Origin of the sequence: Clostridium sp. AF28-12, assembly GCF_003435225.1 — a bacterium.
Taxonomy (GTDB): domain Bacteria; phylum Bacillota; class Clostridia; order Lachnospirales; family Lachnospiraceae; genus Pilosibacter; species Pilosibacter fragilis.
The window spans coordinates 18,275-45,140 of sequence record NZ_QWGJ01000017.1 but is presented as its reverse complement, the minus strand read 5'-3'; the positions used below and the strand labels follow the sequence as shown (position 1 = coordinate 45,140).

Here is a 26,866-nt window from a genome sequence, read left to right as displayed (position 1 = left end):
TTTGCGGACGGCTCGTTTTTTTCTGTTGAAAAGGAGGTATGGGGAGAACTCCCCGCTCGTATGAATCAATGCTATCGTCTGGGAATCGATATCGGTTCCACTACAGTAAAAGTTGCCGTGATCGACGACAACAACAAAATTTTATTCGCGGATTATGAGCGGCATTACGCCAATATCCAGGAAACCCTGGCCTCGCTTCTGAAAAAGTGTAAGGGAGAACTCGGTGAACTCTCTTTACGGCCCAATATTACAGGTTCCGGCGGACTCACTCTGTCGGGTTACTTACATATTCCATTTGTCCAGGAGGTTGTAGCGGTTGCGACCGCACTTCAGGACTATGCTCCGCGGACGGATGTCGCCATCGAGCTTGGCGGCGAGGACGCGAAGATCATCTACTTTACAGGCGGGATCGACCAGCGTATGAACGGAATCTGCGCCGGAGGTACCGGTTCCTTTATCGACCAGATGGCTTCCTTATTACAGACGGATGCTGCCGGTCTGAATGAATATGCAAAAAATTATAAGGCGATCTACCCGATCGCTGCCCGCTGCGGCGTATTCGCAAAGTCTGATATCCAGCCGCTGATCAACGACGGCGCGACCCGTGAGGATCTTGCAGCCTCTATTTTCCAGGCGGTTGTGAACCAGACCATCAGCGGTCTTGCCTGCGGAAAACCGATCCGCGGAAACGTAGCGTTCCTCGGCGGTCCGCTGCACTTTTTACCGGAGCTTCGAAACGCCTTTATCCGCACCTTAAATTTAACCGGTGACGCGATCATCGCCCCGGACCACTCCCATCTTTTCGCCGCTGTCGGCGCTGCCATGAATGCGAAGGATCACGCAGAGATCTTCTCTCTTGACAAGCTGATCGCAGATCTTTCCGGCGGCATCAAGATGAAATTTGAAGTAAAGAGAATGCAGCCCTTATTTAAGGATGAGGCAGATTATAAGGAATTCACCGACCGCCATGACCAGTACAAGGTCCGCCGCGGTGACCTCGCCACCTATGAGGGAAATGTATTCTTAGGAATCGATGCCGGTTCCACCACAACGAAGGTGGCACTCGTCGGCGAGGATGGTTCCCTGCTCTACAGCTTTTACAGCAGCAACAACGGAAGCCCGTTGGCGACCGCGATCTCTTCCATAAAGGAGATTAAGTCCCTGCTTCCGGACAGCGCGAAGATCGCCTACTCCTGCTCCACCGGCTACGGCGAGGCCCTCTTAAAGGCGGCCTTCATACTGGATGAGGGCGAGGTCGAGACGATCTCCCACTACTACGCGGCGGCATTCTTCGATCCGTCCGTAGACTGCATCCTCGATATCGGTGGTCAGGATATGAAATGTATCCGCATCAAGGACGGCACCGTGGACAGTGTCCAGCTCAACGAGGCATGTTCCTCCGGCTGCGGTTCCTTCATCGAGACCTTCGCAAAATCCTTAAACTACAGCGTTCAGGATTTCGCGAAGGCGGCACTTTTTGCCCAGAACCCGGTGGATCTCGGAACGAGATGTACCGTATTCATGAACTCCAACGTAAAACAGGCGCAGAAAGAGGGCGCTTCCGTTGCGGATATCTCTGCCGGCCTCGCTTACTCGGTGATCAAGAACGCCCTGTTTAAGGTCATCAAGATCACTTCCGCCGGCGACCTCGGAAAGAACGTCGTTGTACAGGGCGGAACCTTCTACAATGACGCAGTCCTCCGAAGCTTCGAGCGGATCTCCGGCTGCAATGCCGTACGCCCGGATATCGCAGGTATCATGGGTGCCTTCGGCGCGGCACTGATCGCCCGTGAGCGTTACATGCACCGTCCCCATGAGACGACGATGCTCTCTCTGGACGATATGATCAATTTGACCTACACGACAACCATGAGCCGCTGCCGCGGATGCGTAAACCACTGTGTCCTGACGATCAACCGGTTCGAGGGTGGACGTCAGTATATTTCCGGAAATCGCTGTGAGCGCGGTCTCGGCGTGGAAAAGGCAAAACGTGACATCCCGAACCTCTTTACATGGAAGTATCACAGACTCTTCGACTATGAGCCGTTGACAGCCGACAAGGCGACCCACGGCGTTGTGGGAATCCCGCGGGTCCTCAACATGTACGAGAACTTCCCGTACTGGGCAACCTTCTTTAAGGAGCTCGGCTTCCGCGTGATGCTGTCCCCACAGTCCAGCCACCAGATCTACGAGCTGGGCATCGAGACGATCCCGAGTGAGTCTGAATGTTACCCGGCAAAGCTTGCCCACGGACACATTTCCTGGCTCATCAAACGCGATGTGCCGTTTATCTTCTATCCGTGTATTCCTTACGAGCGGAAAGAGGTTCCGGGAGCCGGAAACCACTACAACTGCCCGATGGTCACCTCCTACTCGGAGAACATCAAGAACAACATGGAGGAATTAAAGGAAAAGAACGTGAAGTTCTTAAATCCGTTCATGGCGTTCACAAGCGAGGCTGTCCTTTCAAAGCAGCTTCAGGAAGTCTTTAAGAAGGAATTCGATATTCCGGAATCCGAGACGAAGAAGGCTGCTAAAAAGGCCTGGGATGAACTCGCCCAGGCGAGAACCGATGTGGAGAAGAAAGGCGAGGAAGTCTTACAGTACTTAAAAGACACCGGAAAACACGGCATCGTCCTTGCGGGACGTCCGTACCACATCGATCCGGAGATCAACCACGGCATCGCCGATATGATCACCTCCTACGGTTTCGCTGTCCTCACGGAGGACTCCGTATCCCATTTAGGAAAGGTGGAGCGCCCGCTCGTCGTTACCGACCAGTGGATGTACCACTCCCGCCTCTATGCGGCGGCGGCCTTTGTAAAGACACAGGATAACCTGGATCTCGTCCAGTTAAACTCCTTCGGCTGCGGTCTCGACGCCGTGACCACCGATCAGGTCAGTGATATTCTCACCCGATCCGGGAAGATCTATACGGTCTTAAAGATCGATGAGGTCAACAACCTCGGAGCCGCAAGGATCCGTATCCGTTCTTTGATCTCCGCTCTCCGCGTCCGCGAGGAGCGCCGCTACACGAGAACCATCGTGTCCAGCGCCTACAACCGTGTGATGTTCACGAAGGACATGAAGAAAAACTACACGCTGCTCTGCCCGCAGATGTCCCCGATCCACTTCGAGCTCATCGAGCCGGCGATCCGTAGCTTCGGCTACAACCTCGTCGTTCTCCAGAACGATGACAAGACAGCCGTCGATACGGGATTAAAATATGTAAACAACGACGCCTGCTATCCGTCCCTGATCGTTATCGGACAGATCATGGATGCCCTGCTGTCCGGAAAGTATGATCTCGACCACACAGCTGTCCTCATGAGCCAGACCGGAGGCGGCTGCCGTGCGTCAAACTATATCGGATTTATCCGCCGCGCTTTGGAAAAAGCCGGAATGGCGCAGATCCCGGTCATCTCCATCAACGCGAACGGTATGGAGACGAACCCGGGCTTCACCTACACGCCGTCCATGCTTGTGAAGGCTCTTCAGGCTGTTGTATACGGTGATGTATTTATGCGTGTTCTCTACGCTACGAGACCTTATGAGGCCGTTCCCGGCTCCGCAAACGCTCTCCACGAGAAGTGGAAGAAGATCTGTGTCAACGCACTCTCCACAAAGAGCGCCGGAATGATGACCTTCGTGAAGAATATCCGCGGCATCATCCACGACTTTGATAACTTAGAACGCACGAACGTCCACAAGCCGAAGGTCGGCATCGTCGGAGAGATCCTCGTAAAATTCTCACCGACCGCCAACAACCACATCGTGGATCTCTTGGAATCTGAGGGTGCTGAGGCGGTAATGCCGGATCTCATGGATTTCCTGCTTTACTGCTTCTACAACAGCAACTTCAAGGCAGATAACCTTGGCACAAAGCGCTCCACGGCGCACCTCTGCAATATGGCGATCTCACTCCTCGAGTACATGAGAAAAGCCGCAAGAATTGCTCTCGAAAAGAGCACCCACTTTACTCCGCCGTCAAGGATCAAGGAGCTGGCAGTGATGGCAAACGATTTTGTCTCCCTTGGAAACCAGACCGGTGAGGGCTGGTTCCTGACCGGTGAGATGCTGGAGCTCATCAAGAGCGGTGTCAACAACATCGTCTGCGTTCAGCCTTTCGGCTGCCTGCCGAACCATATCGTCGGAAAAGGTGTCATCAAGGAGCTTCGCTACGCGAACCCCAAGGCAAACATCATCGCCGTCGACTATGATCCGGGGGCCAGTGAGGTAAACCAGTTAAACCGTATCAAGCTGATGCTTTCCACAGCTCAGAAAAACCTTGAAAAAGAGGAATATGTGGATCCGAATCTGGCGAAGACGTTAAAAAAGGTGGAAGAGCTTTCTTCCAAGCGTGTCAATAAGTGTCGGTTGTAATCTACATACCATAAGCTTCTAAATACAAATTCGTCTCAGTCGAAAACTGACTTCCACTGAGACGAATTTGCTGTTACTACCACCTGAAAAAGGTGGGATTCTTATCGAACCTGGATAAAGCACATAAAAACAGCGGCAGATATCATTTTCGATACCTGCCGCTGTCTGTTATCTTCCGATCAGCGCCCCGGATACTCCGACATGATAGCCATCCGGCGTCACAGCACTTACGTACATTGCGCCCTCCGGTATCGGATTTCCACCCGGATCAAGGACTCCTGCCATCGGATTCAGGTAATACCAGACTCCGTTCACAAGGATCCAGCCGATCGCCATATCTCCGTCCGCGTTCAGATAGTACCATCTTCCGTTCACCCAGGCATGAGCACTTGCTGCAGGTCACATTTTTCCGCTGTTAAGCCGACACCCCCCGGATCCATGACATCAAAACAGCATATACCTTCCAGAAATTCTCCAGAAAATATATGCTGTTCTTTTGTTCACAGGTGTCCGCCAGCCCCAGCCGGACACCCTGCCATATTCATATGTTATGTAAACCTACATTAAGCCTCCGGCTTCTCGTAGCTGCGATGCATGGAGAAGGAATCCATATCGTAATTCTTTAAGTTCTCCCATACTCCGCGGCCGTCTGCCTTCGCGATCACAGCGTCACGGTCTTTCTTGAATGCCATCTCCTGTTTCAGATTGCTCGGTCCGCCTACGCAGCCGCCCTGGCACATCATACCCTCAATGAAGTCTTCCGGAAGTCTGCCTACCTTGAGAAGAAGAAGGGCTTTCTTGACCTCAGCCGCACCGCTGCAGCGTGCAACCTTAACGTCTGTGCTCTCTCCCTTTTCCTTTAAGCACTCGATCACCGCGTTTGTCACGCCGCCGCCATTGCCGAAGCGTTTTCCGAAGACACTGCCTTCCTGCTTTGTCTCCTCAGCCGGCTCAAGCTCAACTTCTTTTCCGCGCAGCATTTCGATGGCCTCACCGAAGGTCAGAACATAATCTGCATTGTTCTCGATGGACTTGTCAGCAGCCTCGGATTTCTTCGCCATACACGGTCCGATAAATACTGTGATCGTCTCCGGATCGATCGCTTTTAACATTCTGGATGCCGCACACATCGGGGATACCGTTGTGGACATATTATCGATCAGAGTCGGGTAGTGTTTCTTGATCATATTTACAAATGCCGGACAGCAGGAAGTCGTCATCTTTTTGCCTTCCTTAAATGCCTCTGCCCATTCCATTGCCTCATAAGCTGCTGTCATATCAGCACCGGCAGCAACCTCTACCATATCGGTAAAGCCAACCTTCTTTAATGCAGTACGCCAGCTCTCCATTGTGATATCCTGACCGAACTCACCTTCAGCCGCCGGAGCAACCATGGCAACGACCTTCCTGCCGGCCTTGATCGCCTCGATCACCTGTACAACATATACCTTGGAGGAAATTGCACCGAACGGGCAGCTTCTTACGCAGGCGCCGCACTGGATACATTTCTTTTCATCGATCTGGCAGATTCCTGTCTCCGTATCCATTGTGATCGCATCTACCGGACATGCACGACGGCACGGACGGATCAGCTCAGCGATCGCATTGTACGGACATGACTGAGCACAGCGTCCGCACTCTTTACAGATACCCGGATCGATATGGGCACGGTCGCGGCCGATCGAGATCGCACCAAAGTTACATGCGTTCTGACAGGCTTTACCCATACATTTCTGACAGTTATCGGTTACAACGAATCTTGTGATCGGACACTCCTCACATGCAGAAGAGATGACCTGAATGATATTGTCGCTCTGTTTGTCACTCGGACATTTTCCTTCCGCGAGACGGACTCTCTGACGGATGATCTCTCTCTCCTTATATACACAGCAGCGGAACTGTGCCTTCGGGCCCGGGATCAGTTTGAACGGGATATTGTCTCTCTCTTCCTCGAGTCTGCCCTCGAAAGCCAGCTTGGAAACTGTGCGCAGCACGTTATACTTGATCTTAAGCAGTGCCTCATCGTTGGTTTTCATACCATTTCCTCCTAAATTTGAATCCTCAATCATACCTTAATTTTTTAATGTTTTCGCATCATATTATCGCATATCCCACTTTGCAAAGCAAGTCGGAAATTATATATAATCCAACGCATTCCAATGAAAAACCTTATTTTCTTAAATTGTATACAATAAAGTACAGGCAACGAATTTCCTTGTATTTTCCTATGTTTTTTGTCTTTCTGTATCGGATATTTGTTCGCAGCATGCGGCTGTCCAGCGCCACTTTCTTTGTCTCTTTTTTAACAAAATCAGGTTCGAGTTCCGCCTCTTTCCCGTCGCTCCGCTTCCGATTATTTTTCGGTTTGGCATATGCAGCCTTCGCCTTTAAAACCTTTAAAGCATGTTCTCCCCCAGTCTCATGTTGGATTGACATTCTCAAATCCCCATGATATATTCTATTTAGTTCGGTCGTGCTAACCCCAAAGGTCAACGGTCCTGAGGGAAAAGACGAAAAGAATCTGATACGGGAATATCTGTCATGTTCAGGATCCCCGGTATGCTCTTTTCGTGTGCATACCGGGGATTTATCATTCACGCAGGCAGTGGGACAAAACCCGCGTCTGTCAGATTTTTTTCAGGAGGAATTAAATTATGAGAAAAATGTTATCCGTCATGATGGCTGCCGCAATCGCGGGATCTCTCCTTGCAGGCTGCTCATCATCCACAACCGAAACAACTGCTGCCGCTTCTTCTGCGGAAGAGACAACGACTGCCGCTGAGGAAACCACAACGGAAGCCGCTTCCGAGTCTGCAGCTGAAAACACCGGCAATGAGGCTGTTGTCCGTGTCGGCGGTTTAAAGGGACCGACCACCATGGGACTTGTAAAGCTTATGGACGAGGCCGCAAACGGGGAGTCCGAGAACAGCTACGAGTTCACTATGGTCACCGCAGCGGATGAGATGACTGCCATGGTCGCAGGCGGAAAAGTCGATATCGCCCTGCTTCCGGCGAACGTCGCAAGCGTTCTCTACAATAAGACAAACAAAAATATCTCCGTGATCGATATCAATACTCTCGGCGTTCTCTACTTCGTATCTGCCGACAGCTCCGTGACAACGATCGATCAGTTAAAGGGAAAGACCGTATATCTTCCGGGAAAAGGAACCACTCCGGAATACGCACTCCGCTATGTGCTCTCCGCCGCAGGGCTTGGAGACGACGATGTGACTCTCGAGTTCAAATCCGAGGCATCCGAGGTAGCTTCCGTTCTCGCCGAAGATCCGAACGCCATCGGTCTTCTTCCGCAGCCGTTCGTAACTGCCGCTCTCGCCCAGAACGAAAAGCTCTCCATCATCATGGACCTCACAAAAGAGTGGGATAATGTCCAGGGTGAAGGTTCCGGAAGCCGTCTTGTAACAGGTGTTACCATCGTAAACAATGATTTCTTAAAGGAGCACGAGGACCTCGTCGATACGTTCTTACAGGAACATGAGGCATCCATCGCCTTCACTGCGGAGGATCCGGATGCCGCATCCGAGCTCATCGCAAACGCTGAGATCGTCGCAAAAGCTCCGATCGCGAAAAAAGCGCTTCCTTACTGCAATATCACCTTTATCTCCGGTGATGAGATGAAAACAGCACTTTCCGGCTACCTTCAGGCTCTGTATGACCAGAACCCGTCCTCCGTCGGCGGTGAGCTGCCGAATGATAGCTTCTACTATGTAAAGTAATTGTGACTGTGAAAGTTCTCAACAGTTACAAGCATTCATGCCGACTGTGAAAAACGAGGTATGGCTGGCAAAACAGTCATACCTCATTTCTATATCTTCGTTTATTCTCACGGAATTTAGTTTACATAAGTCAGATTAATCGCTTGAGCCATGAGAAATATCTGTTATAATTTGTAACTGTTCAGTAGGTCTGCGCACTTGCTGCGCTGACCGTAAGAAAACATGGGCTGGAAGGCAAAAATCCCATCAGCGAAGCTGATCTGGAATGGATTTTTGCACGTAACTATGAAGGCACTGAATAGTTACTATAATTTTATTATTACGATTACATGCAGAAATTCAACCGCTGGAAAACAGCATTGATTTTTATTACACTTTATGAAAGGAGACAGCCGCCATGGATCATCGTTTTTCCGGATTTCTCCGCAGGCTCTCGATCATCCTGTTCTGGATCGTCCTCTGGCAGACCGCAGCCTCCCTGATCCGGAATCATATTTTCCTTGTGGGGCCTGCCGATACGCTGCGGGCGCTCTGTGAGCAGATCCTACTCCCGGATTTCTGGTCCGCCATCGCGTTTTCTTTCTGGCGGATCAGCATCGGATTCTTTCTGGCATTTTTTCTTGGACTTTTCACCGGATCTCTGGCGTATCGTTTTCCCATCGTGGACGAATTCTTAGAGCCACCGGTGCAGCTCATGAAGACGGTTCCCGTCGCTTCCTTCGTGATCCTGGCGCTGATCTGGACCGGCTCTAAAAACCTCTCCGTCTTTATCTCGTTCCTCGTGGTCTATCCCATGATCCATGTGAACACGAAAGCCGGGCTGATATCTGCGGATCGGGAGCTTTTAGAGATGGCGGAAGTCTTCCACATCCCGTTTATCCGTCGGGCGCTCTATATCTACCGCACAGCACTCTACCCGTACTTAAAAAGCGCCTGCCGCACCGCTCTCGGCATGGGATTTAAGTCCGGGATCGCCGCCGAAGTCATCGGTGTGCCGGACGGTTCCATCGGCGAGGGGCTGTATCTCGCGAAGATCTATCTGAGCACCGCGGAGCTCTTCGCGTGGACGGTCGTCATCATTCTTGTGAGCAGTCTGTTTGAGAAAGGTTTTCTGTGGATTCTGAAGAAATGTGCCGGAAAGGGGGCTGATGTGAATGAGTCCGATAAATAAAAAAAATGACACTGCTCTCGCGCTCCGCTCCGTCACCAAATCCTACGACGGACAGCCGGTTCTCTCCGATCTCTCCCTGGAATTTTCCGCCGGGACTTTCTACTGTCTGATGGCACCGTCCGGAAACGGGAAGACTACACTGTTCCGGCTGATCCTCGGACTTGAAAAGCCGGATTCCGGTGTGATCCGGTTCGGTATACCGGCAGGGGATCCCAGTAACAACAATATAAAAGCTTCTTCCGGCACGGTATCAAAATCTGATCCCTGCAGACTCCGGGGGACACATCCCCTGATCTCCGCAGTTTTTCAGGAAAACCGTCTTCTGGAAGGCTATACCGCCATTGAAAACCTCCGCTTCGCTCTTGGAAAGCGATATTCCCGCGAAGCTCTGACCGCATACCTGCTCCGTCTTCTCCCGGAAGATGCCCTGAATAAGCCTGTCTGTGAATTTTCCGGCGGCATGAAGAGGCGTGTCGCGATCCTGCGCGCGATCCTCGCACCGACCGATATCATTCTCATGGATGAGCCGTTTACCGGATTGGACGCGGATACAAGGCAGCTCACGATCGATCTGGTCAAAGAGCTCTGCGCCGGAAAGCTCCTGATCATCGCTACCCATGCAGAGGACGACGCAGAGCTTCTGGGTGCAAAGATCCTTCACTTATAAGTCGGGAAACCGTTCCAACTGGCTTATAACTTTTCAACCAGATCATCTGATCTGCAGGTCTTTAACTTTAAAAAGCGTTCTCCTGTCCGGGCATCTCATCAACTGATATACTGCAGGAAAACGCTTTTTTATTATTTACGCACGATGCAGACAGTAACAGTTTTTTCTCTCTATCTTGCCGCAAACAGCTTATCCATCTTCCTCATATGTAAGAAGTAGACCACGAACATTGAACATCCCGTAAACAGCCAGGACGCCACATACACATTCATCAACATATCATAAGTCGTGAACATGCGGAATATCGTTGTGAGCCAGATCAGTCGGAATACGACCGTACCGAGGATCGTGATGACGGATGGCTCCAGGGACTTTCCAGTTCCTCGCAGGCAGGAACTGGCAACCTCATATGTCGCAGTTAAACCTTCCAATGCACACACCCGATCCATTCGTATGATCCCGTATGCCGCCACCGCAGCGCTCGTCGTATAGATGCTGACGAAAAAATCTTCCCACACGATAAAAATCACGCTGAGGATCTCCGTAAATCCGAATCCAAAGAGCAGACAGAGCCAGAAGATCTTTTTGCATCTCTTCATGTTGCCTGCGCCGAAGTTCTGACTCGTAAATGTAACCGCCGCCTGGGCAAAAGCACCTGCAATATCATATGTAAAATACTCAAAATTCAGTGCCAGGGATGAACCCGCGATGGCCGCCTCACCGAACATGTTGATTCCGCTTTGAATAAACACATTGGAAACAGAAAAGATCGCACCCTGAATTCCTGCCGGGATACCGATCGCCAGCACTTTTTTCAGCTCATTTGTATCGATCCGCATCCTGTCAAACCGGAAGCTGAACTCATCATTCCTGCGGTACAGATGGGAGATAATGAGAAATGTGCTGACGACGTTGGAGATCACCGTGGCGATGGCAACGCCCGCAACTCCAAGATGGAATCCGATCACAAGTAGCAGGTTTAAAATTACATTCAGCACGCCGGACACGATAAGGTAGTACATCGGTCTCCTCGTATCACCGTAGCTTCTGACAATGGCAGCGCCAAAGTTGTACGCGACCATAAACGGAATTCCCACAAAATAGATTCTGATATATAAGAGTGCCTGATCCAGCACTGTCTCCGGCGTTCCGGATGCCACAAGGACCATTCTTGCCACCAGCATTCCGATCACGAGAAGCGCAATGCCGAGAACCGCACCGAAGGTCAGGATCGTGTGGACCATGCTGTTGATCTTTCCGCGGTTTTTCTGTCCGATCAGGTTCGCAAGCGCCGCGTTCGGTCCCACCGCGAGTCCCACGATCAGGTTTACAAAGATTCCAACGAGCGCCACACAGCTCCCGACCGCCGCCAGCGCCTGGTCCCCGGCGAACCGCCCGACGACCGCCACATCCGCGGAATTAAATAACTGCTGTAAAATACTGCTGAATGCCAGCGGAATTGAAAACAGGATCAGTTTTCCCGCGAGTCCGCCGTTTAACATATCCATTTCTTTTGACTTTTTTCCTGTCTGCTCCACGTTCTGTTGTCCTTTCCGATCTTTTCACTTCTGTATCATTTTGAATATTTTCATATTGTTCGGGTGTATTATATACCATATTTTCTATTTTGTGTAAAAATAATGGAGCTTTACCAGAAGAGATCACTCTCCCGTGCTCTTTATGACCAGAAATTTTCCAAAATAAAACTCCCGCATGATCCAGTTACAGTTGAGAATTTCCCTTCCGCACAAAAACGGATGGACCCATCTCTGATCCATCCGTTTTCCTCTTTTATTATTTTTCGTAAAGATCTGACTTTTCTGAAAATACATACTGATCATACAATTCTGTCCATGTCTTCTTCACGATCTCAGAACTGCAATGCGCATCAAAATCTGCCTTTGTCTCCCAAAGATCGGAAACGATCACGACATCCGGATCATCCACCGATTTACTGATAAAATAATGGACATTTCCATGCTGTTCCCGGAACTGTTCTACCAGATTCGCATGTTTCAGCTCTCCGATATATTCTTCCCGTTTCCCGTCTTTTATCGTCAGGGCTGCAATATAGTGGGTCACAGATCACTCTTCCTTTCGATTATCATTTCGTTACTGGTGAAGTTCCCGTATTTTAGGAGTTCGCCCAGCACTGGTCCTTGTTTCGATTCCTTTGATTTTCCTGCCTTCAGACATTTTTAGGAATCGCAAAACACATTCTCATTGTCTGTCAGATCGACTTTCCAAGCTCATAAGCCTGTTCCAGTTCCGGCTTTCCGGTGATGTCTCCGACATCCCCATTGCCTCCCGCAAGAACATGCCCGATATTTTTCCATCTCAGATGTTTCATCAGGTGATCATAATAAGTCAGGACATCCTCAAATCCATTTCCTTCTGCCGCCATTAAAAGTGCGCTTGCCCGTCCATGTCCCCGGAGCAGGTTTCCATCGCCTTCCTCAAGTGCAAACAGTCTGTCGATCGCTGTTCTGATCTGTCCGCTCATATTCCAGTAATACAAAGGAGTCGCAAGAATGATCACATCACATTCTTTTACGGCCGGATAGATCTGTGACATATCGTCTTTCTGGACACATGGGCATTCACGGCTGCTGTGACCGCCAAAACAGCCTTTACAACCATGGATTTCCATGTGATCAAGAAAGAATTCCGTAATCACATTCCCTGCACTCTCTGCGCCTTCCGTAAACTTTCGGACCAGAGCGGAAGTGTTCCCATTTTTTCTGGGACTTCCATTCAGTATTACAATCTTCTTTCCCATACCTGCACTCACCTTTTCTCTCAGATCTTCTCTGCCAGTTCAGCCGCCTGTCTGCATCCGTCTGTTTTTTCGATCTCTCCTGCGTTTAAAACACCCGGGACCAGCACTTCGCCGATCATATTCCACTTCAGCAGAGCAGCCGTACGCTCGATCGGGATCCGGACACCGTCCATGACAGACAGGTCATTTTCCTCACAGCAGGTGATCACAGCACATTCCTTGCCTGCGATCTCTTTCCCTGCCACACAGAAGGAATACATTTTGTCGATAACCCCTTTAATCTGGGCCGGGATCGAATACCAGTAAACCGGTGTGCTGAACACAACCGCATCTGCTTCCAGGATTGCCGGTGCGATCATATTAAAATCATCGTCAAAGGAACAAGCCTTTCCAGTCTTAAAACATGTCTCGCATGCATGACATCCGCCAACCTGTTTCATCGCTGCATCAAAGCGGGTAACGGTATGCCCTTTATCCTCAGCTGCTTTGATAAATGCCTCTGTCATTGCAAAACTGTTGCCGTTTTTTCTTGGGCTTCCTGTGATAACTACGATTTTTTTGCTCATAAAATTTTCCTCCGCTTCTATTGGATCAGCTTTTTTTGTTGCTTATATCGGAATTATATCAAGAATGATTTCAAATACAAGTACGCACATTTAAGTGCAATACTAACATTATAGTTTAATACTTACCTATACGATAGTATTGATCAGATCAGTGACTCCGTGCAAAGTAACTATTTTCTCCTTCGTTTTTTCATCCTGACACTGAGCTTTTATTTAAATCTCTTTTTAAAAACGGGTATACCGATTCTGGTATACCCGCCGCAAAAATTATGTCCGCTCTCTGCTTACTCCCGGATTTCTCCCTTCTTCAGACGGTCAAAGAAATCAAGTGTGAGCTCCCGCATCTTCGGAACCCAGAACATGATGCCGATGACATGAACCAGGATCGCCCACATGTTGCCAAAATCTACCCACGGGAGTGCCGCATCAACACCGATCGTGCCTCCGATGAAACAGCAAACCACAACCAGGATCTGCATGATCCGCTTTGCTGCTTTTCCCAGCAGGCTTTCCGCAAGGATCCCTGCCGATGTTGACATGGACAACGCTGAAGATGCTGCGAAAAGGATCAGGCTGATGGATGCCAGGAGTCTTCCCGGAAGACCGATCGTTCCAAATGCATTGATCGCCAGAACAGAACCAGGATCTCCAGTCTCCCATGTTCCTGTGACAAGAATGACCATTGCGCTGAACGTACAGATGATCATCGTGCACATAAATACCTCGAAAATACCAAACATTCCCTGCTTGACCGGCTCATTTGTGTTCGCCTGGGCATGCAGGATGCTGGCGCTTCCGTTTCCTCCGTCATTCGAGTACACACCTCTGGAACAACCGTTTTTGATCGTTGCCGCCAGCGCAGCCCCTGCAAATCCGCCGGTTGCCGCTGTCCCTGTAAATGCATTTGTAAAGACGGAGATCAGAGCCGGAATCAGATTCTGAATATTCAGAATGATCAGAAGTGTTCCAGCTGCCATATAGATGATCGCCATTGCCGGTACCAGTTTGTCAGTGACCTTTACAAGTGCGCCAAGACCGCCAAGAATAACCAGAACGATGATCACACAGCAAACTACGGTTGTGATCAGGGACGGCACTCCGAATGTATGTACAGAGGAGCTGATCGCTCCGGTGTGAACGCCGCATCCGATCGCCATTCCAAAGCAGCAGGTGATCGCCCAGATCCATCCAAGTGGTTTCCAGATCTTTGCCAGATAAATATTCGCTCCGCCGCGCCACTGTCCGTTTGCATCCTTTTCTCTTGTATACACGCCAAGCAATGCCTCAGAATATTTTAATGCCATCGCGACAAAACCGATCACCCACATCCAGAAAACCGCTCCGGGACCTCCTAACGCGATCGCACTTCCGACACCGATGATGTTGCCGGTTCCGATCGTATTTGCAAGTGTCGCTACCATCGCCGACCAGCTTGAGATTCCTTCTTCACTCTTACTGTGCGCTGCATCACCGAATGTTGCCTTCAGCATGTAGCCAAAATGTTTGATCTGGACAAAATCGCATGCCACGGTGATTACAAGACCGCCGCCGATCAGCAGGGCAAGGATCGGGAATGTCCACATCCAGTTCGTAAATGCCATGATTGCATTGTAAATTGCCATATGATCTTCCCCCTGTTATTTCAGTAATGACGCAAAGTACATAAAGATACGGTCCTGATCCAATGTTCCCTTGATCGGATCTCTGTGCATCAGCTCCGGATGCCACTGTACCATAATGATCGGCAGCTCCTTATGTATCATTCCTTCTATAATACAGGTTCTCTTGCACTCTATCTCCAGGTTCTCATCATTTTCGATCTTTTCCATCCATTCTTTTTTCTGCTCCGGGCTAAGCTTTCCCGAAAGCCATACCTGACCGATCTTAAATCCTTTTCCCAGTTTTTTTACAGCCTGATGATGAGCAGAATTGACGATTCCGGTATCACCGTAGATGATCGCGAATGGAGTTCCTGAAATGCAGACCGTATCATGCAGCTTATTCTCGTTCGGAACATATTTATGCATAGTTCCATTCTCCAGATCCTGGATCAATGTTCCCCCAAAATAAACATTAACCAACTGCATTCCTCTGCAGATCGCCAGGATCGGCTTCTTTGCTTTTACCGCAGCGTCGATCATTGCCATCTGCTCATCATCCAGCGTTCTGTCGAGGTTCATGCTGCCCTGATTCTCTTCCCCATAAAGCTCAGGATCAACATCCGGCAGACCTCCCGGAAATATCACTCCGTCGCAGTCTTCAATGTCCTTCGGATCAAGCGTGATGGACAACTCCACGTTCAGATCCTTCATGGCATCCTGCATTCCTTCATACAAACCGTATTCATCAATACCACGCTCAACATACAACACCTTTTTCTTCACATCTTTACCTCCTGTTTATCTGATTCTGCCTGAGTCCGTATCCCATGACTACGGTCAAAAGATACGAATCTTCGCCAGATCATTGTACTATTTCCATTTTGCTGCTGTGCAAAATCATGTAAAACATTACGTTTTCATCATTGACAGGTAAAAAAACTATAGGTATAATAGAAACATCTCTTAAAGCAATTTCATTTCGCACGAGTGGCTCAGTGGTGGAGTATCGCCTTGCCAAGGCGAGGGTCGCGGGTTCGAATCCCGTCTCGTGCTCTCGTTATGTACCCCGGAATCTTATAACAGGTTCCGGGGTTTTTAGATATAAAAGAAGTAATCTTCCGATATGAAATGCTTATTTGTTCCTGCGAAGCTTCTCAACAAACTCTTTCAATCTCTTACATCCCTCAACGACATTCTCATAGCTATTCGCGAAGGACATCCGGACATAATGATCACCTTCCGTCCCGAATACATCGCCCGGAACAAGGGCAACTTTTGCGTTCTCAAGGAGCAGCGGTGCGAATTCCTGCCCGGTCATGCCGAGTTTTTCAATGTTGATGAAGATATAGAATGCACCTTTCGGACAGCGGCAGCTTAAGCCGTCGATCTCATTGATGGCTTTGACTGCGTAGTCGCGGCGTCTCTGATACTCTTTGACCATGTCGATGACTTCGTTTTTCTCTTCTTTGAGGGCAACGACGCCTGCTTTCTGTACGAAGGAAGTTGCGCATGTGACCACATGCTGATGAAGCTTGTTGACGGTCTTAACAATCTCCTCATTGCATGCAGCATATCCGAGTCTCCATCCGGTCATGGAATACGCCTTTGAGAAGCCATTCAATGTGATGGTACGCTCTTTCATTCCCGGAAGGGAAGCGATGCTGATGTGCTTTGCATCATCATATAGCAGTCTCTCGTAAACCTCATCGGAGATGACCATGATGTCGTTCTTCACTGCGATTTCCGCCAGTTCCTTTAAGACATTCTCAGCGAGAACACCTCCGGTCGGGTTGCTCGGTGTGATGAGGACCATGGCTTTTGTTCTCGGAGTTACCTTTGCGCGGATCTCATCGAGATCGATCTGGTAATCATTCTCTTCCTTTAATGTATAGGTGATCGGTGTTGCGCCGAGAAGCTTCGGTACATTTAAGTAGTTTAACCAGCCTGGATTCGGAACGAGAATTTCATCGCCCTCATCGAGAATCGCTGTCATTACATCGAAGACAGCCTCGGAAAGACCAACGCTGACGATGATCTCGGACGGCTTGTAGTCGACATTATTCTGAGTCTTTAATTTCCAAGCGATCGCCTCGCGGAGCTCCATGGTACCGAAGTTGGAGGTGTAGAAAACGTCACCTTTCTCGATATCGGCGATGCAGGCTTTTTTGATATATTCCGGTGTGTCAAAATCCGGACGACCAAGTTCAAAGTGAATCACGGTCTCACCGGCACGCTCCATTGCAAGCGCTTTTTCGTTTACTTTTCTGATTCCGGACGGAGCGAGCTCGTCCATTCTTTTTGCAAATAATTTATCCATCACTAAAGTTCCTTTCTGCTTTACGCTTCCCAGTCCAGAAGGAGCGACCTGATATTGGCTGTTTCAATCCGTATTGCCCCGCTGTTTTCACACGCAGCGGGACAATACATGTTTTCTGATTAATATGCGGTCGTCATAGCGCCGTCTAAGAGGATCGTCTGGCCAGATACATATGTGTTTGCCTCAGAGCAGAGCCATGTTGCGAGACGACCGTACTCGTCGATAGTGCCGTAGCGCGCCATCGGGAATTTCTTAAGGTCCTCTTTTTCATAGTCGGATACGCTGATTCCGGCTTTGTCCGCGCGCATCTTATTTAAGCTCTCGATTCTTGCTGTGCCGATACGACCAGGTCCGATGACATTGATCAGGATGTTGTCCTTGCCGACTTCTCTTGCAAGTGTCTTGCTCATGCCGACAACGCCCATTCTCATGGTGTTGGAAAGGATCAGGTTGTCGAGGCAGTCCTTAACAGAAGAGGATGTAGAGTTTACGATACGGCCACCGCCGAGACGTTTCATGGACGGGAGTACCGCACGGATGGTTCTTACATAGGAAAGGAGACACATATTGAAAGCGCCTGTCCATGCTGCGTCATCAAAGTTCTCGAACGGTCCCGGCTTCGGACCCGGGCACATATTTACTAAAGCGTAGATGTCGCCGAGAGTATCGACCGTATGTTTTACAAGTGCGTCAATGTCTTCCGGTTTATTCACATCGCAGAGGAATGTTTCCGGTCTATTTCCGGTCTCTTTCTCGATCTCAGCCTGCGCCTCGAGGAGCTGATCCTTAAACGGTTCAGCGGTGCAGATCATAACCTTTGCGCCCTCACGCGCCATCTCTGTTGCGATTCCTTTTCCAAGTCCTGCTGCAGATGCCATGCAAAGAACAACTTTATCTTTTAAACCTAAATCCATGATAGATACCTCCAATTTAAATGTTTTGAAACTGGTAACTGTTTATCTCTTCACAGCTATCCGGGATCAAATTATTGTTTTAATTATTTGAATTGTTTGATTAAAATACAGTAATTGAATAAGTTCTATTTCTCCGGATGCTTTTTCAAGTCAACGACCGGGTTCACAAGCGGTGCCATCTCAAATCCGTCCGGTCCCTGGATGCGGCATTCCGCTATGTCGCCGTCCTGAATGTGGAATGCTCTCGGTGTTCCGGTGGAAAGGATGTCTCCTGCGTACCAGCCCTGAATACTGCTGTGCAGGGACACGAGGCGTGCCGGGCGGTGTGTCATATTCGCAACTACGTTTTCCGCGTGAACCTCGCCATTGTGGATACTCTGTACATTTAATTTCAGCACATCCGGAACCTCATCCGGTGTTACGAGCTGCGGTCCAAAGGAGAAGAAGGTCGGGAAGTTCTTGACGATGCAGAGGTATCTCGGATTTCCTGTCACATAATCATTTCCCTTTAAGATGGACTCCTCTGTCATGTCGAGGATCGTTGTGTATCCGACGATGGCATCCTGCCAGTTCTCCTCGGAAACGTCTCTGCAATCCTTTCCCATGATGATTCCAAGCTCTGCCTCAGCGGTCGTCTTCTGCGCTTCTTTTAACTTCGGAAGCAGGATCTCGTCCCCAGGTCCGATCAGGGTATCTGCCATCTTGAAGAAGCTTCCCGGGAATCCCTTCGGCGCTGCGGATCCGATGTCTCCCGCATGATCCACATAGTTAAGACCGATTCCAAAGATACGTTTCGGGTTGCGGTAAAGCGGACCATATACAACATCTGCGTTCGGGACAAGACCTGCAATGTTCTCAAGCTCTTCCTTTCCGCCCTCGTTATACCATTTTGTTAAGCCCGGGATCTGCTGTTTCTGGATCAGGCTCATCATGTCTTCCGCCCATGCAGTTCCCTTTGCGGCGTTCAGCGCCTTGATCGGAAGAATACCGCGATTTAATACGATACCGGCTTTTTCTGTTCCGTTTACCTTGATAGTTGCTAATCTCATGCTGAATCCTCCTTATACTGTGACTTCTTTGTGGTTCCCGCTTCATGCGGAGCTTCTGTTCTGACGCATCCGACCTCTGTGCGGTAACTCTTTATGTACCTTGCTTGTTTCTGACATTACTGTAACATCTATGAGAAAAGATTTCCAACTCGCTTTCAGATATGGATGTATAAGCAAATGCTTATAGGGGATAAACGAAAAGCGCCCGGAACAGAATTCTGTTCCAGACGCTTTTCGCCTGATACTATATATTTTGACAGATACGCAGTCGGTATCCATCCACGTTATTTCTTCGCAAGCATTAGATATTTAATAAAGTCATCCACCGTCGGTCCAACGCCGGGATAGCGCTTCATTGTCAGCAGAATTGCCCTCTTCGCCAGAGGATCCCCGAGCTTATAATAACACAGCTTTTCGGTATTCTCCGTGTATTTTAAAAGCCCATCCCGGAAGAAAATAATACCGGTCTGTCCACTTCTCGCCACGTTATAGGCTGTCTGAAGCTGATCGAAGGACATCACGACGTTTGGCTCAAATCCCGAATGCGCACAGATATCCATACTCCTGCGATAGGCATCGTGATGTTTTTTGAGCATCAAAAACGGTTCCTTCGCGACGAGGGAAAGATCAACAGCCGGTACCGAATCATCCAGAAAACTTCTGTTTAAGATTGCCTCTCTCGAGATCTGATATTGTTTCATTCTGTCATTGACCTCAAAGGATGCCGGAACAGCCATTACCATATACTCATATCCCAGTGTCACACTCTCAAACATTTCCGGATCCAGCACCTCGACATCGATCGTGATATTGAACTGTCCGGAACGGAGACCTGCGTCCATGCCGGAGGCATCCGTCTCCGTCACATTGATCCTGCATTTCGGATTGAGCCGGTAGTAGCCACGGATGATATCCGGGAGAAGATAGGCGCAGAAATATCCGGAAGTTCCAATATTGATGATTCCCGTCCGGATTCCGGCAAGATCCGCAAAGTGATGTTCGATTTCATTCCTCAGCTCATAAATCTTTCTCGCCTGCTCAAGGTAATACTGCCCTGCCGGTGTCAATGCCACCGGCGTGACGGCACGGTCAAAAAGCGGGATCCCGTAAAGGTCCTTTTCCAGCTTTTTGATCGCGCCGCTGAGTGCTGGCTGGGACACATAAAGCTTTTGGGCTGCCTTCGAAAAGCTGCCCTCTTTGGCGATCTCCATCACATATTCATATTCGCGCCTGCTGAACATGCCGCATTCACCCCTTGTTTCTATCTGGTGTTTTCCTGTATCTGCCAGTGCCATTGCCAATGCGTGCAAAGATTTCCCTAGTTCCCATTTCCCGGAAATCCCGCAATATTTCCAATGGCTTCCGTCGGTGCAGCTGCGGATGTTTCATCACCCGGGCCCTTTGGCGCGGCTGCCGTCGTTGCTTCTGTCGCCGGTGCAGCCGTCGTCGCTGCCTCAGTCGCTGCCGCTGTCGTCGATGCAGCCGTTGTCTCACTGTGTGTGCCCTTCGTCTCAGAGCCACCGGTGGATACCGCTGCCGCCGATGTGCCGGAAGAACCGGCTGCGGTTGTCGCGGCGGCGGAGCTCTCCGGTGCGACGCTCTCACCCGGAACGTATCCGTCCGGCATTCCGTCTACAGCTGCTGCCGACGTGGACTCAACGGCTGTCGTCTCATCCGGTGAAACCTTCACGGTTCCTGTATTTCTGCGGATCACAGCTGCATGTCCCTTGTAAGTCTTCGCATGATCTTCCGTCTTTTCCACAACAGTTCCGTTCTTTGAAACAATCTTATAGGTAACCCAGCGGCTGCCGTTTGTCGCCGCCTTCTGTGTCACCTCGGTGCCCGGATCCAGCGTCGGATCCTCCACATAAGTCGGCTCCGGCGGCGGAAGCTCATCCGTCTTCTCAGACTCCAGACTCCACGTGATTCCATCTTCCAGAACCGGAACCCCATAGAAGGAGACCGTCATCTTCCGGTTGCTGTAGTTCGCGCGAATACCGATGGCCGCCTTTGATGTATTGATAAACCTGAAATCCGGAATATCCCAGCTGATCGCCGCATCCTGTCCCGGAGTTACGTAGTTCGGCTCAAAGGTATGGGATCTTCGGAACGTGATCTGCATACCGGACTGGAATGCCACACGGTACATCGTCGAAGATACCTGGCATACACCACCGCCCGGTTCCTGTACGACCTCGCCTCCACTGTAGGCAGCCGCTTCCTGATATCCCTTTTCCGCCGTGCGCTGTCCTACAACCTTATTAAAGGAAAATTCCTCACCCGGCTGCACGATGGTTCCGTTGATAGCTCTGGCCGCAAGCTTTACGTTTGTATTTCTCTTCTCGTTGGCGGTCGTCTCCGTCGTAAATGTAGAAAGAGTCTTATACTGCTCCTTCGCGTTCGCTGCGGAAAGCTCCGGCTGGCTCTCATTGACCTCAGCCTGGATCACGGCGTCATAGTTTCCGCTTGTCGCAGCCTCCACGAGGTCCTTTATAAGCTTCTCCTGGTTCACAGCCTTGCCCGGAGCTCCGTCCGCAAACAGGAACTTATCCGTCGCAGCGTCATACTCGGAGATCGAGCCGTTCTTTGCCTTCACATCCCACTTCGCCGCCGCGTCCGCCGCTGCCTCTGCCGCAGCGGACTGCAGATCCTCGGAGTCTTCAACCGCGAAGGTGTACTCTCCCTCTGCCTTTCCCGTGCAGATTCCATCTAAAAACGCGTCAAGATCAGTGTCGATCAGGTTCTCCGCGTCGATACTCTCCCCGTTGTAGGTGATCGTCACCTTCCACGGATATTCTTTTTCAATAGCGGCCTTCGCCTCACTTCTCGTCATTCCCTTTAAGGAAATTCCGTTTACGCTGATATCGGATGCCTGGAATGTGGATTCCTCGATGGCACTGGCCTCCGTCTCTTTTCCATGGCTCTTTCCGCCGGAAAAGATCCGGATCACGCCCGCGATCAGCACGACGCAGATCACCGCTCCGCCGATCATGATCCGCCGTCTCATAATGCGCTTTCTCTTCCTGCGCTGTGCCCGGATCCACGCCGGGGAATGCTGGCGGTAATCGTCCCGATATTCTCTCTGTCTGTTTGTGTTTCTCTTTTCCATATTTCTTCAACTTTCCGGAAAATTAGAATCGTTTTCCATGCTTATGTCAACATAGTTACAGGGTCCGCATCAAATGATGCCGAACCCTGATGTATACAATGCTCATCGTACACTGCTGTACGCTTCTCGGATACTCACTCATTATATCGGTCTGTCAAACCATTGTCAAGAATCCCGGAGGTCTATTTGTATCTCATATTATCCGAGGAATCCCAGATGCTCCAGCAGGATCTTGATCCCCATGAGTATCAGGATCACTCCGCCGGCCAGCTCCGCCCTCGACTTATATTTCATCCCAAATATATTACCAACCTTTACCCCGACCGCCGACAGGACAAAGGTCGTACAGCCGATAAAGGTCACCGCCCAGACGATATTTACATGGAGAAACGCAAAGGTGACTCCCACGGCGAGGGCATCAATACTCGTCGCAACCGCCAGCGCCAGCATGGTCTTCATATCAAAGCTCGCGCTGACCTCTTCCTCTTCGTCCTCCCTGGATTCTTTGATCATGCTTGATCCAATGATCCCGAGAAGCACAAAGGCGATCCAGTGGTCGATCCGGGTGATCATGGATTCAAACTGACTTCCCAGAAGATAGCCAAGTGCCGGCATCAGCGCCTGAAATCCGCCAAAATAAGCGCCGCAGAGCAACGCATGCTTCGGTTCCATTTTCGTCACCGACAAGCCCTTACAGACAGACACCGCGAAGGCGTCCATCGACAGCCCCACAGCCAGGATAAACAATTCCAGAAGCCCCATAGATCATTTCCTCCAAATTTTATTTCTTGTTGATCTTCCCACCAGTAAGAGGCCCGCAAATGCATAAAAAAAGAGACCCCCTCTGTCTTTTCCCGACAGATAAGTCTCATCATTTAAAGTAAAACCAGGATCATTTCCAGTATGTTGGCCTTACTGCGCCAGTGGCGCCGACTACTCCCCTATTCTGGTAGTTATTCGATTCGTAATTCTAAAGAAGAATGCGGATGAAGGGATTTGAACCCCCACGGTTGCCCGCCAGCTCCTAAGGCTGGTGCGTCTGCCAGTTCCGCCACATCCGCATGATCTCCGATAGAATCTCATTATAGCGTGTTTGAAAAGAATTGTCAATTACGCTTTTGTTTAATTTTCCGCGCAAGTTTCCCACAGTTACAACGGTATCATACGGAATTTTCAGTTCAGAAAATTCCTACCCATGAAAAGTAACTTTCCACCGACTGACGCCCTAAAATATTCTTATCTACCGCGGTATTTTCTTCTCTTCCTCATCGTAGTCATCCAGGAAATTATACGTCCAGTCTCCCTTGTGATAACCGATGACCGTCTTTAAATTAATATTGTGGACACTGTTGAAGATGTTCATGTCGATGGTGTCGCAGCGCTTCCTGAGTTCCGCGATCAGTTCCTTCATCTCGTCGCGCTTCGATCCCTTTTCTCCGCCGCAGGTCGCACAGCGCTCGGTGAAACGGCAGGCGCACTGGATAAAGTGAAGGTTGTTGTAATCCCTCCAGGCCTTGATGTCCGCCTCGCGGACCATGTACATCGGGCGGATCAGCTCCATGCCCTCAAAATTCTTGCTGTGGAGCTTCGGCATCATCGTCTCGACTTTTCCGCTGTACAGCATGCCCATGAGCGTCGTCTCGATCACATCATCGAAATGATGCCCCAATGCGATCTTATTGCAGCCAAGCTCCTTCGCGTGGGAGTAAAGGTAACCGCGGCGCATTCTCGCACAGAGATAGCACGGACTCTTATCCACGTCAGCGACAATATTGAAGATATCGCTCTCAAACACGTTGATCGGGATGCCGAGAAGCTTCGCGTTGTTTAAGATGATATTCCAGTTGTCCTCGTTGTAGCCCGGATTCATCACAAGGAACACAAGATCGAATTTTACCTTGCCGTGAAGCTGCAGCTCCTGTAAAAGCTTCGCCATCAGCATCGAGTCTTTTCCTCCGGAAATGCAGACCGCGATCTTATCGCCTTCCTTAATTAACTCGTAGTCATGGACTCCCTTTGTGAAGCGTCTCCAGATGGACTTGCGGTATTTCGTGATGATGCTGCGCTCGATGGCTTTCGTCCGCTCTGTGACCTCTTCCTCGTTCATGACCATCATGGACAGGGACAGGCGCAGGAAGGAACGGTATCCGCCCTCCACGCTTCCGGCATCAAAGCCCGCATCGCTCATAAGCTCTGCAACGTAAAGACTCTTATTTCCGGTGTGACAGAGTACCCATACCGGCTTGTCCTTCGGGATCGCCGCGAGAAGCTTTCCCACATTCACGCCCTCTTCCCAGGCTTTTCCATCGCCGATGGTGCCGGATTCCAGATCCGCCTCTTCCGGATTCTCCAGATATTCCACCAGCTTGTCCTCCGGGATATTTAAGGCGGCGTCCATGGACCCCTTTTTGTATTCCTCCGCCGGACGGATGTCAATGATCGTCCGGTCAAAGGTTCTTCCATTGATCAGCTCTGCGGCTGTAATCGTTTTAATCATTCTTTTTCTGTTCTCCGTTTACGGCCGTCTCCGGGTGCCGGGGTGCCGTCACTGTTTCTATAGGAAGAAAATCCCTGTATTTTCAAGGAGTTTCCGATTTTATACAACGGTTGACATGATAACATAAGGAAAAAAAGCTGTCAATCTGTATCTTTGCAGTTCTTTATTTTCCCATGATGTCCTGCAGCATATAGACTCTATTGAACGGGAATGAGAAGTAATATCCGTCCGCAAAATCTTCCACCATCTTCATGACTTCCTTCGCGAGCTGGATTCCCGCTGCCTCGCCTTCCTTGCGGTTCGCTTTCTCCGGGTATCTGGCAACGATCTCGTCCGTCACGTTGACGCCTGCGATCTCATTTTTCATGAACATGGCATTTTTTCTGCTGATCAGCGGCATGATCCCGCAGAGGATTGTCGCGCCCGTCTCCTCCTTGATCCGGCGCAGTCTCGCCGCGTCCTCCTTCGTGAATACCGGCTGGGTCAGGAAGAACTCCGCGCCCTCTTCCATCTTTTTCTTCACACGTCCGATCTCCACATCCAGATTCTTTCTTCCCTGGTTGATGGCGCCGCCGTAGCACAGTGGATTCTTCGCGAAGACATCCTCATTCATCTCCTTTGCGATCTTCATGAGACCGGTGGAATCGGAGTTGAACACCGCCTTTACGGTCTGTCTCGCTGTGGACGGGATCGGATCTCCTGTGATGATCAGGAAGTTGTGGATATCGTTGATGGCGGCTCCCAAAAACAGGGACCGCATAGCGATGGCATTCCGGTCACGGCAGCAGATATGCGGCATCACAGAAAGGCCTGTGGCCTGACGCACCTTGCTCGCCATGAGGACAGAATCGACTCTCGTACGTCCGGACGGGGAATCCGGGAATGTGAGAACATCCACGCCCGCATTCTTTAAAAGATGGGCAGATTCTAAAAGCTTCTCATCATCCGCATCAAACGGCGGGGCAAGTTCTACCGCGATAAGCTTTTTCTGTTTTCTCTCTCCGTTTTCATCGTAGAGGAATCCATGTCTCTGGACATGTCCCGTCTGCTCCCCATTATCCGTCTCTGTATCCAGGACAATCTTGTTTAAGATTCCGTCCCATAAAGACATTTCTCCGATAAATTCCGGGGTCGTTCCACAACATCCGCCGAGAATATCTGCGCCGAGCGCCTGAAGTTCCTTCATCTTCTCCGCAAAGTATGCCGGTGTGTTGCCAAACTGGAGCTTATTTCTTGTCAGTGTCGGATATCCCGCATTCGGGATCGCAAGCAGGAACTTATCCCCAGGACGTCCTGCCTTTTCCAGGATCTGGCGCATATGGGCCGGACCTACGCCGCAGTTTAAGCCCACCGCATCGATCTCCGGAACAGCCGCCGCATCCGCTAACAGGCGCTTCGCGCTGAGTCCCGCCGCGCTGTAGCCGAACTGGTTTACAGAGAAGGAGACCATGATAAACATCTCATATTCCGCGCAGATCTTTTTGATCGCCGGGAGAATTCCGTCGAGGTCCGCGAATGTCTCAAAATCCAGAACTGTGACACCGCACTCCGCAAAGGTCTTCGCGATCTGATAATACTCGTCCGCCGCTGCCGCCGCGTCCTCCGCTCCATTCACCGGAATCGGGCCGATATCTCCCGCGATCCAGGCATCTCTCCCGTTTACCGCGTCTCTCGCGATCTCAACCGCCGCCTGAATGTTTTTCTCAACTTCCGCAAAATCCTCCTGCAGTGTTTCTGTGTTTGACGCAAACGTATTTGTCCTGATAAATTTCGCTCCGGCATTCAGGTATTCCTCGTGGATCTTCTTTACTTTCTCCGTCGCAGTAATATTTGCCAGCTCCGGGATATCCTGGGTCTGGTATTTTGCGGCAAAATAGGTTCCGAAGGCGCCGTCGGTGATGAGGTTGGTGGTTTTCAGATATTCGCGTAAATTCATGTGCGTCCTCCTGTGGGGTATCAGCTTTTATGGGGTATTCTGACATTCTGACACAATTATTATATAGAAAAACCGGACCTCTGAGATTCAGAGATCCGGCAATTCATAAGAAGAGCGGGTGATGGGAATCGAACCCACGTATC

General features: G+C 50.1%; 21 protein-coding genes and 2 tRNA genes. 5 read left to right on the top strand and 18 right to left on the bottom strand.

Annotation, left to right across the window (positions count from 1 at the left end; genetic code table 11):
• Positions 1 to 60: 60 nt before the first annotated feature.
• A complete protein-coding gene (locus tag DWY93_RS13430) occupies positions 61 to 4,383 on the top strand; it encodes a 2-hydroxyacyl-CoA dehydratase (protein WP_117470846.1) in 4,323 nt (1,440 codons plus the stop codon).
• Positions 4,384 to 4,551: 168 nt separating this feature from the next.
• Here the strand turns inward: DWY93_RS13430 and DWY93_RS17805 are convergent, their stop codons facing one another.
• The 3 genes from DWY93_RS17805 to DWY93_RS13415 all read right to left on the bottom strand — a co-directional run bounded on the left by DWY93_RS17805 (position 4,552) and on the right by DWY93_RS13415 (position 6,819).
• On the bottom strand, positions 4,552 to 4,758 hold the full coding sequence (locus DWY93_RS17805) for a hypothetical protein (protein WP_117470847.1): 207 nt from the start codon (positions 4,756 to 4,758) through the stop codon (positions 4,552 to 4,554).
• Between the two features lie 188 nt (positions 4,759 to 4,946).
• Positions 4,947 to 6,419: a 4Fe-4S dicluster domain-containing protein gene (locus tag DWY93_RS13420; protein ID WP_117470848.1), complete on the bottom strand. Its 1,473-nt coding sequence runs from the start codon at positions 6,417 to 6,419 to the stop codon at positions 4,947 to 4,949.
• 133 nt (positions 6,420 to 6,552) lie between these two features.
• Entirely contained in the window at positions 6,553 to 6,819 is a 267-nt protein-coding gene (locus DWY93_RS13415; protein ID WP_117470849.1) for a hypothetical protein, read from the bottom strand.
• A 218-nt stretch (positions 6,820 to 7,037) separates the two neighbouring features.
• On the opposite strand from DWY93_RS13415, the gene DWY93_RS13410 reads away from it, so the two are divergent.
• The 3 genes from DWY93_RS13410 to DWY93_RS13400 all read left to right on the top strand — a co-directional run bounded on the left by DWY93_RS13410 (position 7,038) and on the right by DWY93_RS13400 (position 9,955).
• Positions 7,038 to 8,117, top strand: a complete 1,080-nt coding sequence (locus DWY93_RS13410; protein ID WP_117470850.1) for an ABC transporter substrate-binding protein — start codon at positions 7,038 to 7,040, stop codon at positions 8,115 to 8,117.
• 397 nt (positions 8,118 to 8,514) lie between these two features.
• Positions 8,515 to 9,288 (top strand): ABC transporter permease subunit, encoded by a 774-nt coding sequence (locus DWY93_RS13405; RefSeq protein WP_117470851.1) that lies wholly within the window; start codon positions 8,515 to 8,517, stop codon positions 9,286 to 9,288.
• On the top strand, positions 9,272 to 9,955 hold the full coding sequence (locus tag DWY93_RS13400; RefSeq protein ID WP_117470852.1) for an ATP-binding cassette domain-containing protein: 684 nt from the start codon (positions 9,272 to 9,274) through the stop codon (positions 9,953 to 9,955). The genes DWY93_RS13405 and DWY93_RS13400 overlap by 17 nt, the downstream gene beginning before the upstream one ends.
• A gap of 170 nt (positions 9,956 to 10,125) precedes the next feature.
• Here the strand turns inward: DWY93_RS13400 and DWY93_RS13395 are convergent, their stop codons facing one another.
• The 6 genes from DWY93_RS13395 to DWY93_RS13370 form a co-directional block, all read right to left on the bottom strand.
• The gene (locus tag DWY93_RS13395; protein WP_347466209.1) at positions 10,126 to 11,493 is read right to left on the bottom strand and encodes an MATE family efflux transporter; all 1,368 of its coding nucleotides are present in this window, start codon (positions 11,491 to 11,493) and stop codon (positions 10,126 to 10,128) included.
• A 256-nt stretch (positions 11,494 to 11,749) separates the two neighbouring features.
• Entirely contained in the window at positions 11,750 to 12,037 is a 288-nt protein-coding gene (locus DWY93_RS13390; protein ID WP_117470853.1) for an antibiotic biosynthesis monooxygenase family protein, read from the bottom strand.
• A gap of 148 nt (positions 12,038 to 12,185) precedes the next feature.
• Positions 12,186 to 12,734, bottom strand: a complete 549-nt coding sequence (locus DWY93_RS13385) for a flavodoxin family protein (RefSeq protein WP_117470854.1) — start codon at positions 12,732 to 12,734, stop codon at positions 12,186 to 12,188.
• A 20-nt stretch (positions 12,735 to 12,754) separates the two neighbouring features.
• Positions 12,755 to 13,300, bottom strand: a complete 546-nt coding sequence (locus DWY93_RS13380; RefSeq protein ID WP_117470855.1) for a flavodoxin family protein — start codon at positions 13,298 to 13,300, stop codon at positions 12,755 to 12,757.
• Positions 13,301 to 13,584: 284 nt separating this feature from the next.
• Positions 13,585 to 14,922 (bottom strand): amino acid carrier protein, encoded by a 1,338-nt coding sequence (locus tag DWY93_RS13375; RefSeq protein ID WP_117470856.1) that lies wholly within the window; start codon positions 14,920 to 14,922, stop codon positions 13,585 to 13,587.
• Between the two features lie 15 nt (positions 14,923 to 14,937).
• Complete coding sequence (locus DWY93_RS13370) at positions 14,938 to 15,684, bottom strand: gamma-glutamyl-gamma-aminobutyrate hydrolase family protein (RefSeq protein WP_117470857.1); 747 nt, start codon at positions 15,682 to 15,684, stop codon at positions 14,938 to 14,940.
• Positions 15,685 to 15,882: 198 nt separating this feature from the next.
• Between DWY93_RS13370 and DWY93_RS13365 the strand changes: the two genes are divergently transcribed.
• Positions 15,883 to 15,954, top strand: a tRNA-Gly gene (locus DWY93_RS13365).
• A 79-nt stretch (positions 15,955 to 16,033) separates the two neighbouring features.
• Here DWY93_RS13365 and DWY93_RS13360 read toward each other — a convergent pair.
• The 9 genes from DWY93_RS13360 to DWY93_RS13320 form a co-directional block, all read right to left on the bottom strand.
• Positions 16,034 to 17,218: a pyridoxal phosphate-dependent aminotransferase gene (locus DWY93_RS13360; RefSeq protein ID WP_117470858.1), complete on the bottom strand. Its 1,185-nt coding sequence runs from the start codon at positions 17,216 to 17,218 to the stop codon at positions 16,034 to 16,036.
• 119 nt (positions 17,219 to 17,337) lie between these two features.
• Positions 17,338 to 18,132: an SDR family oxidoreductase gene (locus DWY93_RS13355; protein WP_117470859.1), complete on the bottom strand. Its 795-nt coding sequence runs from the start codon at positions 18,130 to 18,132 to the stop codon at positions 17,338 to 17,340.
• A gap of 125 nt (positions 18,133 to 18,257) precedes the next feature.
• On the bottom strand, positions 18,258 to 19,181 hold the full coding sequence (locus tag DWY93_RS13350; RefSeq protein ID WP_117470860.1) for a fumarylacetoacetate hydrolase family protein: 924 nt from the start codon (positions 19,179 to 19,181) through the stop codon (positions 18,258 to 18,260).
• A gap of 284 nt (positions 19,182 to 19,465) precedes the next feature.
• Positions 19,466 to 20,422 carry a LysR family transcriptional regulator gene (locus DWY93_RS13345; RefSeq protein ID WP_117470877.1) on the bottom strand — a complete coding sequence of 319 codons (957 nt, stop codon included), beginning with the start codon at positions 20,420 to 20,422 and terminating at the stop codon, positions 19,466 to 19,468.
• A gap of 77 nt (positions 20,423 to 20,499) precedes the next feature.
• Complete coding sequence (locus DWY93_RS13340; protein WP_117470861.1) at positions 20,500 to 22,290, bottom strand: VanW family protein; 1,791 nt, start codon at positions 22,288 to 22,290, stop codon at positions 20,500 to 20,502.
• Between the two features lie 198 nt (positions 22,291 to 22,488).
• Positions 22,489 to 23,052, bottom strand: coding sequence for a manganese efflux pump MntP family protein (locus DWY93_RS13335; RefSeq protein ID WP_117472490.1), 564 nt, complete (start codon positions 23,050 to 23,052; stop codon positions 22,489 to 22,491).
• 219 nt (positions 23,053 to 23,271) lie between these two features.
• Positions 23,272 to 23,351 (bottom strand) — tRNA-Leu (locus tag DWY93_RS13330).
• Positions 23,352 to 23,530: 179 nt separating this feature from the next.
• Positions 23,531 to 24,787 carry an ATP-binding protein gene (locus DWY93_RS13325; RefSeq protein ID WP_117470863.1) on the bottom strand — a complete coding sequence of 419 codons (1,257 nt, stop codon included), beginning with the start codon at positions 24,785 to 24,787 and terminating at the stop codon, positions 23,531 to 23,533.
• A gap of 163 nt (positions 24,788 to 24,950) precedes the next feature.
• Positions 24,951 to 26,723 (bottom strand): bifunctional homocysteine S-methyltransferase/methylenetetrahydrofolate reductase, encoded by a 1,773-nt coding sequence (locus tag DWY93_RS13320; protein WP_117470864.1) that lies wholly within the window; start codon positions 26,721 to 26,723, stop codon positions 24,951 to 24,953.
• Between the last annotated feature and the right edge of the window lie 143 nt (positions 26,724 to 26,866).